Here is a 17,059-nt window from a genome sequence, read left to right as displayed (position 1 = left end):
CAAGAAAAAGCGCAACGGTGGCAATGCCGAGTTTACGAAATCTGGATTTAAGTGGAAAGATGGTCAAGTCTCAGATCGCTAAATGTTCTGAGCCATTACTTATCCGATGGAGTAGGCAACTACCAGAAGGTTGTGTACCTAGCACAATTACTGTCAAACTTGAGCCTAGTGGTAGATGGTCTGTATCTCTGAGAGTGAATGACACCAGAGATTTAAAACTCAAACCTATTACCAAACAAATAGGCATTGACTTAGGAATAACCAGTCTTTTAACTACCAGCGATGGAGAAAAAGTTGTCAACCCAAAGAATATAAAGAAGTTACACAAAAAACTGAGGTTAGCCCAGAAATCCCTAAATAGAAAACCTGACAAAAAGTCTAATAATTATCAAAAAGCCAGGCTCAAAGTAGCTAAAATACACGCAAAAATTAAAGATTCAAGACTTGATTATACTCACAAGCTGACAACTAAACTAATTAGAGAAAATCAAACTATTGTAGTTGAGGACTTGGCAGTAAAAAACATGGTCAAGAACCACAAGTTAGCTAGAGCGATAAGTGATGCCAACTGGGGAGAATTAGTCCGGCAATTGGATTACAAAGCAGAATGGTATGGAAGGGAATTGATAAAAGTTGACCGATATTTTCCTAGTTCGCGCGCGTTGCTCTAATTGTGGTCATGTAGTAGAAAAATTACCTCTCAATATTAGAGAATGGGATTGCCCTGAATGTGGTAGTCACCATGATCGGGATATCAACGCAAGTGTCAATATTTTTGCTGCTGGACTAGCAGTATCAGCGCCAGTCGCTCATGGGGGAGACCCCCTTTGGCGGCGCTGGCAAGTCTTTAGGAGCGCGCTTTTAGACCTGAAGGGAGCAAATCCCGGAGGGCTGGTGCTACGTTTCGCTTCGCGACATGAAAAGCGCAGCTCCTCTGTTAGCCCAGCTCCTCCGTTTGCGTAGCATTCCGAAGGAAAGGAGGCAAGAGGCAGCAGAAAGCCCCTAACAGCAATGCTAGGGAATCCCGCGCTGTCTCGCGTATAGCAGCGTCGGGAGGATGTCAATTGCTGCTGATTTTCATGTCGCGCAGCAAAACTCGACGTCATTCTAAGGCTTGCCTCCACGTCAGTTTTTTGTCTCGGACTGCCCGCGACAACAATATTATACTATAGCTTATGTTTCCTACTTAAGACCCCGCCCTTAAGAGCGGGGTTTAAAAAAAATCAAAAAGTCGCCCTACAAGGGCGAGGCTTTAGACCCAATTTTTCGATAATTTAATAGTAATCTACTTCGGGTTGAGTTTGTAATGGCATTTCAAAATTTGAAGGGTCATATATGTAGCGAGTTGTTTCTTCCTCCAGTCTATTAATTAAAAATGGTTCGATCGCCTTGGAGATTCTCAAGGATGCTAGGTAACCATCTAAATAGATACGCATCTCCTCATAGCGATAACCACGATTCCACATTTCGACGAGGGCGTCGGTTAGTTTTTGATAGTGGCGGATTGTTAGAGCGTCAGTTAACATTGCCTTTGTCTTCTCTGGATTAATGGTTATATTTTTTTATTAGAACCTACTTTTAGGTTAATGTTATTTTCTTTTTAATGCAACTTGTAGTATTTGTTTTTGAGATTAGTCTGAACCAAGTATTAAGTTGGTATTACAAATTACAAAAACACTTATACATGGGCATTTTTTATACTACTGATGTTTAACTACTTCTATTTTAAAACAATTTCCGGAAACTTTTCAAATCTATAGTAGAGTTATAAATAGATTTATTCACAGTATGTCTTCTCTCTACAATATATTTCTTATATTTTCCGTTAATCTTAGCCAAAAATCTCAAAATCTCGATTTGGAAAAAATATAAAATATGTGATATAACAATAATTCTATGTGAAATAATAATTGGCACAAACATTGCTACAAATTGATCGTACTAAACAGTGAGGAGTCATAATTCAGAAGGTAATAATTCTCAATATTTAGTTATAAATTTTATAGACGTTGACTATTTGTTTTTTGTTCTTACCGAAGCTATTTTAGTTTCTTAGTGACCAACTTGAGAGTTAATTTTCTCTCTAAAGAGAGATGATGCGTAAAATCTTTAAATCACTCAAGCTTATGAGTAACATTATTCGATCAAATTGAAATAAAATTTAGCAAGAAGCATGGTCAGTTTTCTAAAGAAGTCTTTGCTACACAGAATTTTTAGGTCAGAGTAACAGATGTTACAAAAATACAACAATAATTTATGTTAGGTTAGTATTAACTAATTATAAAGGAAGGTATATAGGAAGTTATTTAAGTGGGAGATGCTTGTATTTTAATTATAGAAGGGAATCCTCATCTGCGTTCCCTAATTGGTTGGCATTTGCAGCAATCAAAGCATTTAGTATATCAGTCAGCAAATGTCGAGCATGCAAAAAAATTAATATACACTCATTGCCCAAGTCTCGTGATTCTCGAAACCGATCTACCAGATGGAAATGGTCTAGAATTTTGCCAGTGGCTTCAGCAACAGCAACAGTGCTTAATTTTAATCCTATCCTCACGCACAACTGAAGCGGATATTGTAGCAGGATTAAAGTCAGGAGCAGATGACTATCTCACAAAGCCTTTTGGTATGCAAGAGTTTATGGCAAGGGTAGAAGCACTACTACGTCGTCGCAGAACTATTAGTTGTACCCCACCCATTAGTTTAGATTATGGTGATTTGATTATTGATTTGGTACACCGTAGAGTTATCTTAAACGGTAATCTGATCGATCTAACTCCACAAGAATTTAATCTTCTTTATGTCCTGGCTCAAGCACAAGGAATGCCCCTTACTCGTTCAGAATTACTACACAGAGGATGGCCAGATTCTATAGATAATCCTCGTACTATAGATACTCATGTACTATCCCTGCGGAAAAAAATTGAAATTGACCCCCGCCAACCCAGTCTAATTCAGACAGTTAGAAATGTCGGTTATAGATTTAATCGAGAAATCTTAACTATGGGTCAATGGAATAATAATTATCAAAAAAGTTACAAACAACCTCAAGAAGTTGCACCAGCTTAACTAGCTATCAGCTTTTAGTATTTCCAGACTGGAATGCTTTGCAAACAGATAGTCTCCTGTGGAGGAACTTCTTTAACAGCTTTTTGTAGCTCTGGTTAAGATACTAGGCAACAGTTGCAAGGGATGGTTTAGGAGGGGTTGAAATATCCTTAGTTCATGTATAGCAGGGAACAGGGAAAAGTTGGAAAAACATTTTCTAGTCTAAGATTTATCATCAGTAATTGTCCTCACCAATTTTTTCTTAGCTATAAAAAAAAGGCGTTCGTAAATCTAGCTATGAAATCTAAGGAGTTTGTTATAAGAAACCGGGTTTGTTGCAGACAGATGTCATTCATTAATGGATAATGGATAATTATCTCTCTCTAAAACGGATTTGATTGACGCGGAGCGTGAAAATTTTTTCTTCTCAAGGGGAGATTGGAGACCAGCATGGAGAGGGTTACTTGGGGTCTGACATTAAAATACACCTCTCTACTACTGTTACCCTATATTTTCCTCTCTCCTTTCCTTTTTAGCACTACCAAAATTTTTTCGTTGCCACTGGGTACATCCTAATGGCTTTACTGCTTCATAAAACTGAGACAAAGCGTCATGTAGCGTGACAAATTGATGTGTACGGACGTTGCACAGGCAAAAATGCGTTTCATGTCGCGCAGCGAAACGTCCCTACCTGCTTCTTGTGAGGCCGTCAGAGGTTACTAATCCACAGGCATTGACGGGTTTTGCAATGGCCGCATATATCAAGTCTATACCTAAATTTCAGTCTTTGTCAATAGACATTATTATTCATTTGGTTCTCTTGCCTCTGACTCCTCTGAGTGAGGGTAACGAGGGGGATTTTGCCAGAGGTCAAATAGATAGACACCCCAGAAATGTTGAAGCAGCGATTAGTGCAGAAGATACAAATTTCACCCTCGTTACTAATGCGTGAACATAACTACCGTATTATATCGCGATCATTGCGTAAATTGTTAACTAAGTCGAAACTCCCTTTACAGTTATCCTTTTACTAGGAATTGTTTTTAATCCGCGCGCGGTTTTCATCTTGGCAAAAGTAGCGAATTTTTTCACCTTTTCCAAATAGTTCATAAAAGAGAGTTGTGGGAGGAAAGTCCGTTCTGTAGCAAAAACTCAGTTAGAAACCAATACAGTTTAGATCAAACCAAAACTCATACCATGCATGAAAAAAGAATGTTACGAATAATAAGCACCATAAAAAAACTTTATATGAAAGTATATTTGACGAAAAAAATGATTTAAAACATAAAAAATGGTATTAAATATATTCATTCTGACTCCTGAATTCAGAATTCTGAATTCCAATAAATACCCTAACTATTTGTAGCAAACATTTATCACGCTTGGTATCATAAGGTATGAAATTATTAAAGTAGCTAGGGTTTGCTGAAAAAGTATTTTTAAGGAGTAGGGGAGTAGGGTAGCAGGGAAGTGGGGGAGCAGGGAAATAGAGAGTAGTTAGGAAAAAGGGAGAATTATAGAGGAGTTGCTAGGAAGAATTGCGCCTTTATTTTTATGCAATTATTTTGCCTTTTATACTAACTTTTTCAGATTCTTATACTCACGCACCAGGCACTTTTTTCAGGCTCAAAAAGGATTTATAGCAATCCGCGCATAGGTTGCGGGTAATCAAAAAGTAGATAAAAAAAACGAAACTCTCACCAGTTAAGTGTTAAGTGTTCCCTAAAAGCGGTAAGATTTTTCTACACAAATAAAATAGGATTGCTATAGCTTTTATCTATCAATAGTTTCAGATTTAATCAGCAAACCCTAGCTATTAAGATTACACAACTGCAAAAAAACCTTAATTGAATTGTATTGAGCTATTGGAGTGCTCTACTTCCCTTCTGCTTTCTGCCTTTTTCCTTTCTGCCTTCTTCCTTATTCCTTGTTCCTTCTGATTTTAACTTTTGCTTTTTGGATTCTGACTTGCGCTTAACACTGTACCTGCAAACTCAGATACACGACCCTTTTCAGTTTGAAACTGCCATTGACCTACTAAATTCAGAGTACCCTCCAAAAATTGACGGCGACATAACCGACGCTGAATCTTACCACTGGTAGTTTTCGGAATACTACCAGTCTTCAACAAATTAATAGCATAAACTTCCACCGTATGTTCCTCAGCAACTGCCTGACGAATAGCTCCCACTACTTCCTCAATATTCAAATTTCGTAAATAACTACGCTCTACCTCCTGAACAATTATTAAACGTTCATCATCTTCTGCTTCTACAGAAAAAGCTGCTCCACAACCAGATCTCAAAGCTGGATGACATTTTTCCACGGTCAACTCAATATCTTGAGGATAACGATACCTACCCCACAAAATCATTACATCTTTAATTCGACCAGTAATAAATAATTCCCCATCCTGTAAAAATCCTAAATCTCCCGTCCGTAAAAAAGGTCCCTTATCTGCTAAAAAAGCATTAAAAGTTTGTTCGGTTTCCTCTGGTTGATGCCAATAACCCTTACCCACGCCAGCACCGGATACCCAAATTTCTCCTACTTCCCCTTCTGAACGTCTAGTTAAAGATTCTGGATCTACTATTACAATTTCGTCACCCAACCAACCCCAACCACAACTAACTACTGCCCTATTTTTCTCTCCACCAACTACTACTCGGTTTTCTGCTAAAGCTTCAGCATCTACATATTTAATAGTTGGAGCTTTTGTTTTTGTTCCGCCACTAATAAATAGAGTAGTTTCTGCCATTCCATAACAAGGATAAAAAGCTTCCTTCTGAAATCCACAAGTCGCAAAAGTCTCGGCAAATCTTTCTAAAGTTGCTGCTCTTACAGGTTCAGCTCCAGAAAATGCGACACTCCAACTACTCAAGTCTAATTTTTTTAGTTGTTGTGGGGTTATTTGACGGGAAACTAAGTCATAAGCAAAGTTGGGTCCGCCACTGGTTGTTGCTTTGTATTTGGAAATAGCTTCTAACCAACGTATGGGTTTTTGAATTAAAGCTACCGGTGACATGAGGGTAACTGGAAAACCTCCATAGAGAGGTTGTATTACTCCACCTATTAATCCCATGTCGTGGAACATGGGTAGCCAAATTACGCCCTGACTTTCTGGGGAATGTTCAAAAGATTGATAAATAATTTCTGAATTATGTAGAACGTTGCCGTGAGTTACCATTACTCCTTTTGGTTTGCCTGTGGAACCGGAGGTGTATTGGAAAAAGGCAAGGGTGTCTGGATCTATTTTTGGTTCTTTCCATTCGAGTGCTTCAGAGAATGAAATTTTATCCGTGGCTATCCATGGATACTGGTTGAGTTTTGGAGCTAAGTCTGGATTTTTGGCTAATTTTGCTTGAATTTGCTGTAAAAAAGATTCTGTGGTGAGGATAGCTTTTGGTTCGCAGGATTCGACTCTTTCTTGGAGTTTGGCTATAGCGTCGGTGTTGAGGGGAGGGTTGCTAGTTACGGCGATCGCTCCGGCACAGATACAACCAAAGAAACTGGCGATAAATTCTAGTCCGGCGGTGTAGGGATAAACCACTAATATTCGGTCTTCTGGAGTGATGAATGATTGGAGGTGGGAGGCGATCGCTCGAACTTGGGTATTTAGTTGTTGATAGGTTAAGCTACCAGACTCGGTTTCTCCATCTGGCAAAAATGTATAAGCAATTTGATTAGGTAGATTTTGGGAGCGATGGTTGAGGATGTCTAGTATGGTTGAGTATTTAGCCATTTGAGGATTTTTTCAATTGTGTTGGTAAGTTTTTAATGCTTATCACATAGTTGTAGTTAGGTCAAATCACTGTTAGAGGAAGTTAGAAAAATTAGATCGTCATCCCCAAATGAAAATGAGGCGGTCGCTCGTTTAAACAACGGAATTATAGGTATTTCAGGCTGAAAAATTTGATTAAGCAATAACACTCCTTTGGATTATTCGACTAAAAATCCTATCACACAATTCGGCAACAAAGCTCAAACCATTGAAACTATGTTGACGAGTTTAGGGATTTTTGGCGACTTTTTGTCAGAAGTTAATGACAATCTTTAAAATGTTCTATCAAAGAAGCTCAGATTTATAATTAAAACTTTTCATAAGTGTTAAGTTCTCACCAGAAACAGAATGAAATGATAGAAAAGGGAAAAAAGGGAAAAAAGATAACGACAATAACAAACTTTGCAAAAATCTTAGAAGCTGTAGATAAACTGTCTCCAAAAGATCGAGAAAACCTAATTGATATATAAAAAAAATCGTCTTCGAGAGCGACGCAGAGCAGAGAAAATTAGGTAAGCATTCAGCTATTAGCAATTAGTTCTCAGCTCCTTAATCAATCAAGTAATTATTCCTTTAACTTATAGGGAATTTTCAACCAGAGAATTGAAGTACAAAAAACACAAGTTTAAGTTGTCAACTCATAAAATTGTGTGGTGGGAAATGTAGATGTATCTCGGAAGCTGATAGCTAACTGCTAAATCCTTACAAAATTCGAGATGTTCAAGAAGCACAAAAAGAGTTTGTAGAAGGGAAATGTCAACCCGTTACTCCAGAACAACTGATGAAGGAAATTATTTCGTGAAATTTTTTTTATTGGGGAGTCTAGTAGAGTAGGAAGTCGCCAATTTAATTCACTATCTATATTAATTAAATACCCCGCAGCCGAACAATACAAACCTCGTTGAATGCCTCTTCCTGATGGCTCCCAGTTGTCGGATTTTTCACGCCCTGATTGGGAGAAAATCATTGTCTAAAAACGACGCCTTTGAGGTATAGGATTCCTCAGTTTCTACAAACTGAAGCCCATATAAATTACAAAGTTGTTCGATTCGCTCCTTGAATCTTGCAGTTGGAATTTGTACAAACTTTTGGTTAGTTTTAAAGCCTAAATCAATTGATTGTTTTTGACCTTTATTCCAACCAAAAGCTACCGTACCAATTCCATATTTAAGGCAATGATTGATGATTAATCGTGCAGCTTTATTCACGGCATCTCGCATTTGACGATTACGCTTTTCAGTGATGCGAGCCAAGAGAGCTGGGGGTAATCTAGTAGACTGACACACCTTAAATGTTCCATTAGAAAAAATGGTCAAACCTTGCCATAACAAGAATTATACGAAAAAAGCGCTCTCCAAAGTTTTTTGGACTTTGGACAAAAAAATAGTTAGCGTAATATTTACACTAACTACAAAAATTAAGGTTTAAAGACCGAATTCATACTGGAATTATCTTCGTTTTTGACATTATTTATCCCATTTGAAAATCATAGGATAGGTCTGGTTCAATTTCTCCACCGAAACAGATATCTAACGGGACTTTCTTGAAGGGAATGAAAAACTCTCTCCAACTCATCAATAAGATTCCTTCGAGTCATTTTTTCAACTGCATCAATATGAGCTTCACTTCCGGTTTTTCCGTTCATATTTATATTTAGTTTTTTTCTGACTATCAGTATGATGATAATTACTCACAACAAGTTAATTACTTATTAGAGGCTGCATCTCAAAAAAATGAATCGTCATCCTTTTACAATACATACGAATTACTATTACTGATAAAGTCGGTAATAGGATTTGGAAGCCGATGTGGTTAATCGTTATTGGTTCTCGCGCCAGTTGAGTTAAGTCTGATTGATTGCTATGAGTCTTATCCACAGCGTTATGACATGGAACAACTTGATCCTCGTCGTGGGGAAACAAAAATTGTTAATGACAGCTTATTCAACTCCGGATGTCGAACATGAAGAAAATTGGTTCAAGTTAACATTAATTGCTTATGTTAATTTATGGGCAGCCAGAAATAATCGTGTTTTTTTACCTCACGCTTGGGAGCAGTATTTAAAGACTGATAAATCAGTAAAAATTACTCCCAGTTTAGTTCAAAGAGGTATAAGATCGAATAATTTCGACTTTGGGTACAATGGCTCGATCTCCCAAACGTCGAGGTTATTCTACCGGACGTATTAAAGGATATAAAACAACACCAAGAACTCGTCATCAAGTTATCAAGGGAAGGGAACAAAAATTCTCGAAAATAACTAAAAGTTGGCATCCCTGTCGGCGATAGCTCTCAATTATTTCTATTTTTCAGTGATTAAATTCACTGGAGACAGAGGAACATTGTCCGATTTAGTTAGCGTAACAATTACGCTAACTTTTTTCTCTTTGTCCAAAGTCCAAAAGTTTTAGCTGTGTCGGTCTACTAGGAATATTTTCTGAGACTTATATAGAATCCATTTCGAATATTCGCCCGCGTAAAAATTTTTGAGTTAGGAGTCGGGAATGGAAATTAGGCAATACAGGAAAAAGATTGAAAAATACTCCCCTACTTTTTAGAATCTTCTGATTCATTAGACATAGGCGTGATAATCAAAAATAAAATCAATCCCATGCGCAAAAATTATCAATTCTTTCTCCCTGTTCCCAGTTAAGTTTTCCCAGTTAAGTGTTCCCTGTTCCCTCTTTTCCGGAGAGGTCTATTTGTTAGATTGCTATGTTAGGCTAGTAAGAAATTTTGCATTCTCTTAAGCTCCAAAAAAAATATATATGCTTGTTTTTCCCATCATCAAATCTTTCCATCCATTGCTCCTTAGTGGAAAACCACAAACATTTTCATTCTGTGAAGCTCCCAAAAAAAATCAAAGGATTTTCGGTTGCATCATCACAAAAATTCTGATATCATAAAAAGTGTAAGGAGTTGTTCGCCCATATACATGATTTTTTATTCAACTAAAAAAGTTTTTCAGCAATAGAACTCCGTTCCGCTTTCCTACGCACATGAAACGCGAACGCAAATATTGTAGAAAAGAAAATCAATCGTGAAACGGTATAATTCCTAAGCTTCAGATTCAGCTTTCTTGCCTTCTTGCTTAATTTATGAAAATTGCCATTATTGCCTCTGGATTTTTACCCGTATTAGATGGAGTAACCGTCAGTGGTTATTACCGAGTTCAAAAACTAAGTCAACTCAGACATCAAGTGTTATTATTTTGTCCTGACTATAGTCCGCTAGCTAATTTATATCCAAATTGGAAAGATTATACAGGTAATATTTTCCCTGGAGTAGAAATCATTAACTTACCTAGTACACCATTTCTAGATTTTGAAAGAAACGTAGGATTTAACACTTACCAAATAGTCCGCCAAGAATTAGAAAAATTTCAGCCAGAAATTATTCATGTAGACGAACCAGAAAGATTATTTTTTGCTTTTTTTCGTTTGGCTGGCATAAAATTTGCTCAACGAAATAAAATTCCCTGCGTTTGTACCTTCCGAACTAACTTTTTAGAATATTTTGAAGATTTTTTACCTTTGCCAAAAGGGATTAACTTGATGTTGAAATTAATCTTTGAAAAAAGTTTTGTCTCTATTTACAATCAATATGATTTAACCCTAGTTTCTAGCAGTGTTACCTATCAAAAAATTGTGAATATGGGTATCAAGAATGTTAAGTATACCAATTTTCATGGTTTTGACGTGGAAAAATTTCAGTCAACTGCAATAAAAGCTAATTTTTGGGAATCAAATTATCAAATCTCTAATTTAAACAACAAAGTCAAAATAGTATTTTTAGGTAGACTAACGGAAGATAAGGGTTGGAAATTTACCTTAGATGCTTTTGTCAGACTTCAGCAATTAATAGATATAGAAAATGTTGCCATAATAATTGTTGGAGACGGTCCGATGCGTGAGGAAATATCAAACAGATTATCTCAAGTGACAAATCATGTTTATTTATTAGGTAGAATACCTCCTGAGAATGTACCTAATATTTTGAAAAATAGCGATTTTCATGTCACAGCTTCAGAAAAAGAAACTAGAGGTTTAACTGTATTAGAAGCCTTTGCCGCAGGTATTCCAGTAGTTGCCCCTCAAGCTGGAGGAGTCACAGAAAATATTCAAGATGGTTGGAATGGTTTATTATTTACTCCAGGAAATCAGGAAAGTTTTTGTAAGAAATTGAAGCTATTAATTGAAGATAATAATTTACGGAGAGAAATGGGTATTAAAGCCAAAGAAGTTATTGCTAAATATAGTTGGAATAATGCAGTAGCTAACTTAGTTAAAATTTGGCAAGAACAAATTATGCTTAAATCTTAATTCCTTATTCCCTTAAAAAAAATAAATGACAAATAATTGTGTCTTCCCCTATTCCCTATTCCCTGCTTTCTTTGATTTTATCTAATACCATGCATGAAAAAAGAATGTTACGAATAATAATGGCGCTCATGTATACTTTACTGAATAATTAATAATTAATTATTAAATAATTCAGCTTACTCTGCCTCCCCTTGAAAGGGGAAAAAGCGGTCGGAAAGCGGAGCATTCCGTAGGATGGGATGGCGAGGTCTCCCGAAGAATGCAGAGCCGCTCCGAAGTGCGCCATATCCAATTGACCAAGAGATCGGTCGGAAAGCGGAGTATTACGTAGGATGGGATGCTGAGGAAACCTAGCCATATCCAATCACCAATGCGAGAAAAGTGCTCTTGAATTTCCTTATATTCAATTCCGTTAAGGTTTTAACTAGAGGTAATTATCCATTAATAAAAGGAGATGTTCCTTTGACTAATAAGATAAGTTATGGATTGAGAAATAGTATAGAAGCTATTCATTCTGACTCCTGTACGGACGATTCGCGTAATTAGCAGCATTCGGTAGGAAATCGCCCCTACTACTCCTGACTCCTAAAAAGTCTCCTAGCTATTTGTAGTAAATATTTATCAATTTTATCTAATTTTTTTGTGTCATTTGCAACAATATTTCTTAGGTTCTTTTCAGGAATAGCATAGGAGAAAATCTTTGATAAAAATAAATTATAAAAATATTAAGACAATCTAATCTTTCAGTCATTCCCAGAAGATACAGTTACAGTAAATAGAGATACTTTTAGGTAAATAACCAAAACCAACCGAGGATTTTCGGTTATTAATTTTATGTAAGCATTCAGCTAGTTGGCATTTCCTGGGGAATGCTATGCAAACAGCTTTTGAAAGAATCAAGAAATAACCAAGGTTAGGTGATGACCTTTTTCTTTTCTGGGGAATGCTGCACAAACATAAGTTTTAATTCTCGTTGGAGACTAATTTATCCTTCCTGTGATAATGAGTTAATAACTTATAGCTGATAGCTAAATTTTTACAATTTTATAGTGACTAATTTAACAGGGTAAATTTACTGAAGAACTACTAGAAAATTAATTCGATTTGGGAAAAATGAAATTGTTTAATAGCCATAGCATTTCTCAATAAGTTCAAGAGACAAAACAAAACAATTAGAGCTTAATATATACCTGAATTAATACATACTGAGTATTTTAAAATCATCATACTCAAGTTATAATATAATAAGTATTATTAAGCAAACTCAATAAATGCCATTTGACTCTATTTTCATTCATCTAGCAACTCAAAGTTATGCAAACATTCGTATTTATATGGTTGGGTCAAGTTTTTTCCCTATTAGGTTCTAGTCTGAGTGAATTTGCTCTAGCAGTATGGGTATATCAAACAACAGGTTCAATTACCCATTATGCTTTATTGTCTTTATTCATTCATCTACCTAGTATCTTTATTTCACCATTTGCTGGTGCAATGGTAGATCGCTGGAGTCGTCGTCGGGTAATGATTGTCAGTGACTCAATTACTGGGGTAACAGCATTAGGAATAATGTTCCTAGTCTTCTCTGGGCAACTGCAAGTTTGGCATATCTATGTAGCAGTGGGTATTAGTTCGGTCTGTAACGCTTTTCAATGGCCAGCTTATATATCTGCAATCTCTCAACTTGTACCTCCGCAACACTTGAGTCGGGCGAATGGCATGGTACAAGGAGCAATAGCAACAGCAAGAATTCTTGGCCCAAGTATTGCTGGATTATTAATAATTAAAATTCACCTTCACGGAATATTATTAATAGATTTTAGTACCTATCTACTAGCATTTTTCACTCTGTTAATTGTCAAATTCCCAAGAAGGCAGCAGACAAATATTAGACGGAGAGTAAGTGTTGAAGAGTTATGGCAGGAAGTTGTTTCAGGGTGGAATTATGTAGTAGTCCGTTCTGGTTTGCGCAAGTTGACAATATTCTTTGGAGTTATCTATTTAAGTGCAGGGGTATTGCAAGTTTTATTCTTGCCAATGATTTTAAGTTTTGCCTCGGAAAAAGAATTAGGAATAGTCATGTCTTTTAGTGGCATTGGAATGTTATTAGGTAGTGTGATAGTAAGTGTCTGGGGATGTTCTAAACGAAGAATAGAGGCAATTTTAGTCTTTGTATTTATCCAGGGATTATGTTTATGTCTGGGAGGATTAAAACCTGCTGTAATTTTGGCTGCAATTGGAGGATTTGGCTATTTATTTTCCCGGGCAATTGTTGTTAGCTTGAATCATACTATTTGGCAAAAGAAAGTACCTCAAGATTTACAAGGGCGAGTTTTTGCTTTGCAGAATATGATGGAAAAGTTTTTGTTAGTAACTACCCATCTAAGTGCAGCGCCTTTAGTAGAGTTTATGTTTAAACCTTTGATGAGTGAAAATGGAATGTTGGCAACTAGTGTGGGCAGAATAATAGGAGTAGGAGATGGGAGAGGAATAGCTTTGTTATTTGTATTGATGGGTTTATTGAATATGGGAGCAGTATTAGTTGCTTACCGTACTCCAGAGTTGCGACGGGTAGAGAGAGAATTAAATGATGCTGAGAGGTTTCAAGTAAATAAAACTGAGACTGATAATACTGAACAAACTGTATTGATGTAGTTCATTAATGGATAATGGATAATGAAAACTCTCTATAATTATCAATTATCAATTATTAGGAGAGGCTAATAAAGCTGAATTATTTAATCAATAATTATTAATTATTCGGTAATATTTTGGTGGTAGGGGCGATTCGCGTAATTAGCAGCATTCGGTAGGAAATCGCCCCTAAAACAGTCATAATTGTCAAGGTTTTCAGCTCAAATTAACTATTATTATAGTGGTTTTCACAAAGGTAGACTACAAAACTTCTTCCTTCTTCCTTTAAACCCAAATCTCTGTACTCTATATTAATGAAAACCCCTATAAAACTGTCACGACCAATTTAGGATTGTTATAAGTAAGTAAGAGAAGTAAAACTAACTGACAAAATCATTTTTTGTACCTTTGCGTGAAAATATGTTCCCTGTTCCCTGTTCTCTTAAACTAACCAGGAGAAAAAAATGACTCAAAGCCAAAATCAAACATCTAAGAAAAATCTCAGAGAAATACAGGAGAAAAACTTTTTTCAAGAATTGAAATTTGAGGGTGTAGAAGATGAACGTCGCCACCGTCAAGAACGACTAGCAGCAGCATTTCGTCTATTTGCTCGTTATGGGTTTGACGAAGGAGTGGCAGGACATATCACAGTGCGTGACCCTGAATTTCCAGACCACTTTTGGGTTAATCCTTTGGGAATGTACTTTGGTCACATTCGAGTTTCAGATTTGTTGCTGGTCAACTACCAGGGTGAAGTAGTCAAAGGTAATAGACCTATCAACCAAGCAGCTTTTGCTATTCATTCCCAAATTCATTCTGCACGACCTGATGTGGATGCTGCAGCTCACGCTCATTCACTCTATGGCAAAGCTTGGTCAACTCTGGGACGCATTCTTGACCCCTTGACTCAGGATGCTTGTGCTTTCTATGAAGACCATGCCTTGTTTGATGATTATACAGGAGTTGTACTGAATCTAGATGAGGGTAAACGAATTGCTGCTACCCTTGGAGACAAAAAGGCATTAATTCTGAGAAATCATGGTTTACTTACGGTTGGTCATTCAGTAGATGAGGTAACTTGGTGGTTTATTACGATGGATCGTTCCTGTCAGGCTCAACTTATGGCTGAAGCGGCAGGAAAACCAGTGCTAATTGACCATGATACAGCTCGTTTAACCTATAGTCAGGTTGGTTTCCATCAATTCGGTTGGTTTAGTTTCCAGTCTCTCTATGAAATGATTGTGCGTCAGCAACCAGACTTACTTGACTAAGATTATTTCGTCTTAAATAAATGCCGATCATGCTAATTTAAAATTCCGAAAGTATCATAAATAATGAGGAGATAAATATGTTGAAAAATACAAAGATAGAGATACAACCATTCTCGGAAAATGTAGGCAGGAAAATTATTAAGACAGAGAATACAAGTCTTTTAGAAATCGACAAAGAAGAAATTATTAATCTGTTTAAATCTTATGGTTTCTTACTCTTTAGAGGTTTTGAAACTAATGTTAATACTTTTGCAGAATTTAGTAACTCACTGAGTAAGGATTTTATGGATTACACTGGAGGTGTTATAAATCGGAGAATAATTAATGAGGATGGAACTATATTAACTGTTAATGACTTTAAGGATGAAATGGAACTACATGGAGAAATGTACTATATAAACAAACCTCCCCAGATAGTTTGGTTTTTTTGTGCTAATCCACCTTTAAAAGATGGAGAAACGACAGTATGTGATGGTCAGCAATTCTTCCATGAACTTAGTAGTTCAACGAAAGATTTATTGAGCAGGAAGAAATTAAAAATATCAGGTAATTTCAAAAAAGAATATTGGCAGAAAAAATACAAAACTAATGATGTGAATGTGGTTAAAGAGATATGTAATAGTCAAGGCAAAGAAGTTCAAGTTAACGAAGATGAATCAATTTATTTTAAATTCATTTGTTCAGCAATACATAACAGTAGAACTGAACAAGATGATGTTTTTATTAATAGTTTATTACGCTTAAAAAAGGTAAATCCCAAAAGCGTATGTTTTGATGATGATTCAGAAATAACTGATGAGATAATGTCAGAACTAAATGAAATTGCTGAAAAAATAACCATAGAAATAAACTGGCAAAAGGGAGATATTCTGATGATTGATAATACAAGAATTATGCATGGTAGAAGAGCTTTTTCTGATGATCGACGAGATATTTATATTCGGTTGTGTTTTCCAGCATTTCCATTTTAAAATCTCAGAAGCTGAATTATTTAGGGATTGAGATTACCAAACCGCTACAAACTCGTTATCTTCAAAATTAACTTTATTTATAACCAGGTACTTATGAACTATTAACTAATAGTATGAATCTTTAAGAAATTAGTACCTTGTGTATGCTTAGTAGGAATACCACCCACAATCAAAATTTTCTCTCCTGGTGCAGCTAAACCAAGTTTCAATAAATAATTTTGAGCTTGTGCTGTTAAATCTTCAAAAGACTCAACTTCTTCACTAAGTAGTATTGGTTTGACTCCCCAAACCAAATTCAAACGGCGATCAACTTTTTCATTAGAAGTAAAAGCAATTGCAAAAGCTTTCGGACGTTCGCTAGCAGCTAAACGTGCAGTATAACCAGAACTGGTAAAAGCAGCAATACAACGTAAAGGTAGAATCTTATCAATAGTATTAAGTGCTTCACTCAGAGCGTGAGTTTCATCCGTTTCTGCTGGTGGATAATTAACAAACTCTGTATCCTTCTCCACATCAGCAGCGATACGCGCCATCATTTCTACAGCCTTAACCGGATACTTACCAACCGCTGACTCTCCAGACAGCATTACCGCATCAGTACCATCAACAATAGCATTTGCCACATCACTTGCTTCAGCACGAGTAGGTCGGGGTTCATTAATCATACTTTCCAACATCTGGGTAGCTGTAATTACCGGAATACCTTTTTTATTGCACATCCGAATAATCTGTTTTTGCAACATCGGGGCTTTCTCCGGACTCATTTCTACCCCCAGGTCTCCCCTTGCCACCATAATACCATCGCATTCTTCAACAATAGACATCTCCGGAAAACAAATAAATTGTGATAGAGTAATAAAAAATCTAATTTTTAGTGGCTAATTATGACCAGTATGCTTGAGTACATTCACCATCATTCACAAGAATCAGAACGTTTATTAGGCATCAAGTATGAACAACTCGAAAAATTCTTAAAACAAGCAGAAAAACTCCATAATAATAAGCGAGAGATAGCTTGGGCTAAAAAAGTTAGAA

Annotated in this window: 12 protein-coding genes and 1 pseudogene; 8 read left to right on the top strand and 5 right to left on the bottom strand. The window is 36.4% G+C overall.

All coding sequences use genetic code 11. The features are described from left to right. Positions 1-963, top strand: a pseudogene (locus F6K22_RS08700) (RNA-guided endonuclease InsQ/TnpB family protein); the annotation flags it as partial. Positions 964-1,274: 311 nt separating this feature from the next. On the opposite strand, the gene F6K22_RS08695 reads toward F6K22_RS08700, so the two are convergent. Beyond that, positions 1,275-1,526 (bottom strand): DUF6761 family protein, encoded by a 252-nt coding sequence (locus F6K22_RS08695; RefSeq protein ID WP_094674801.1) that lies wholly within the window; start codon positions 1,524-1,526, stop codon positions 1,275-1,277. A gap of 784 nt (positions 1,527-2,310) precedes the next feature. Between F6K22_RS08695 and F6K22_RS08690 the strand changes: the two genes are divergently transcribed. Together F6K22_RS08690 and F6K22_RS08685 are read left to right on the top strand one after the other, a co-directional pair. Continuing rightward, entirely contained in the window at positions 2,311-3,069 is a 759-nt protein-coding gene (locus F6K22_RS08690) for a response regulator transcription factor (RefSeq protein ID WP_293095903.1), read from the top strand. Between the two features lie 766 nt (positions 3,070-3,835). Then, on the top strand, positions 3,836-4,000 hold the full coding sequence (locus tag F6K22_RS08685) for a hypothetical protein (protein WP_293095901.1): 165 nt from the start codon (positions 3,836-3,838) through the stop codon (positions 3,998-4,000). 990 nt (positions 4,001-4,990) lie between these two features. Here F6K22_RS08685 and F6K22_RS08680 read toward each other — a convergent pair. From F6K22_RS08680 to F6K22_RS08670, 3 genes are all read right to left on the bottom strand, one after another. Beyond that, a complete protein-coding gene (locus F6K22_RS08680) occupies positions 4,991-6,790 on the bottom strand; it encodes a fatty acyl-AMP ligase (protein ID WP_293095899.1) in 1,800 nt (599 codons plus the stop codon). Positions 6,791-7,770: 980 nt separating this feature from the next. Next, entirely contained in the window at positions 7,771-8,115 is a 345-nt protein-coding gene (locus F6K22_RS08675) for an IS200/IS605 family accessory protein TnpB-related protein (protein WP_483244120.1), read from the bottom strand. 218 nt (positions 8,116-8,333) lie between these two features. Continuing rightward, complete coding sequence (locus tag F6K22_RS08670) at positions 8,334-8,474, bottom strand: hypothetical protein (RefSeq protein ID WP_293095897.1); 141 nt, start codon at positions 8,472-8,474, stop codon at positions 8,334-8,336. 497 nt (positions 8,475-8,971) lie between these two features. Between F6K22_RS08670 and F6K22_RS08665 the strand changes: the two genes are divergently transcribed. The 5 genes from F6K22_RS08665 (at position 8,972) to F6K22_RS08645 (ending at position 16,024) form a co-directional block, all read left to right on the top strand. Further along, entirely contained in the window at positions 8,972-9,118 is a 147-nt protein-coding gene (locus tag F6K22_RS08665) for a hypothetical protein (RefSeq protein ID WP_293095894.1), read from the top strand. Between the two features lie 809 nt (positions 9,119-9,927). Then, positions 9,928-11,151 carry a glycosyltransferase gene (locus F6K22_RS08660; protein WP_293095892.1) on the top strand — a complete coding sequence of 408 codons (1,224 nt, stop codon included), beginning with the start codon at positions 9,928-9,930 and terminating at the stop codon, positions 11,149-11,151. Positions 11,152-12,465: 1,314 nt separating this feature from the next. After that, positions 12,466-13,803, top strand: a complete 1,338-nt coding sequence (locus F6K22_RS08655) for an MFS transporter (RefSeq protein WP_293095890.1) — start codon at positions 12,466-12,468, stop codon at positions 13,801-13,803. 443 nt (positions 13,804-14,246) lie between these two features. Then, positions 14,247-15,053 carry a class II aldolase/adducin family protein gene (locus tag F6K22_RS08650; protein ID WP_293095887.1) on the top strand — a complete coding sequence of 269 codons (807 nt, stop codon included), beginning with the start codon at positions 14,247-14,249 and terminating at the stop codon, positions 15,051-15,053. A gap of 77 nt (positions 15,054-15,130) precedes the next feature. Further along, positions 15,131-16,024 (top strand): TauD/TfdA family dioxygenase, encoded by an 894-nt coding sequence (locus F6K22_RS08645; protein WP_293095885.1) that lies wholly within the window; start codon positions 15,131-15,133, stop codon positions 16,022-16,024. Positions 16,025-16,125: 101 nt separating this feature from the next. Here the strand turns inward: F6K22_RS08645 and F6K22_RS08640 are convergent, their stop codons facing one another. Then, entirely contained in the window at positions 16,126-16,848 is a 723-nt protein-coding gene (locus tag F6K22_RS08640) for a pyruvate kinase (RefSeq protein ID WP_293095883.1), read from the bottom strand. Positions 16,849-17,059: the final 211 nt, after the last annotated feature.

The sequence above is a fragment of the Okeania sp. SIO2F4 genome, assembly GCF_010672385.1.
GTDB lineage: Bacteria > Cyanobacteriota > Cyanobacteriia > Cyanobacteriales > Microcoleaceae > Trichodesmium.
This window is presented reverse-complemented; position numbering and strand designations above follow the sequence as displayed.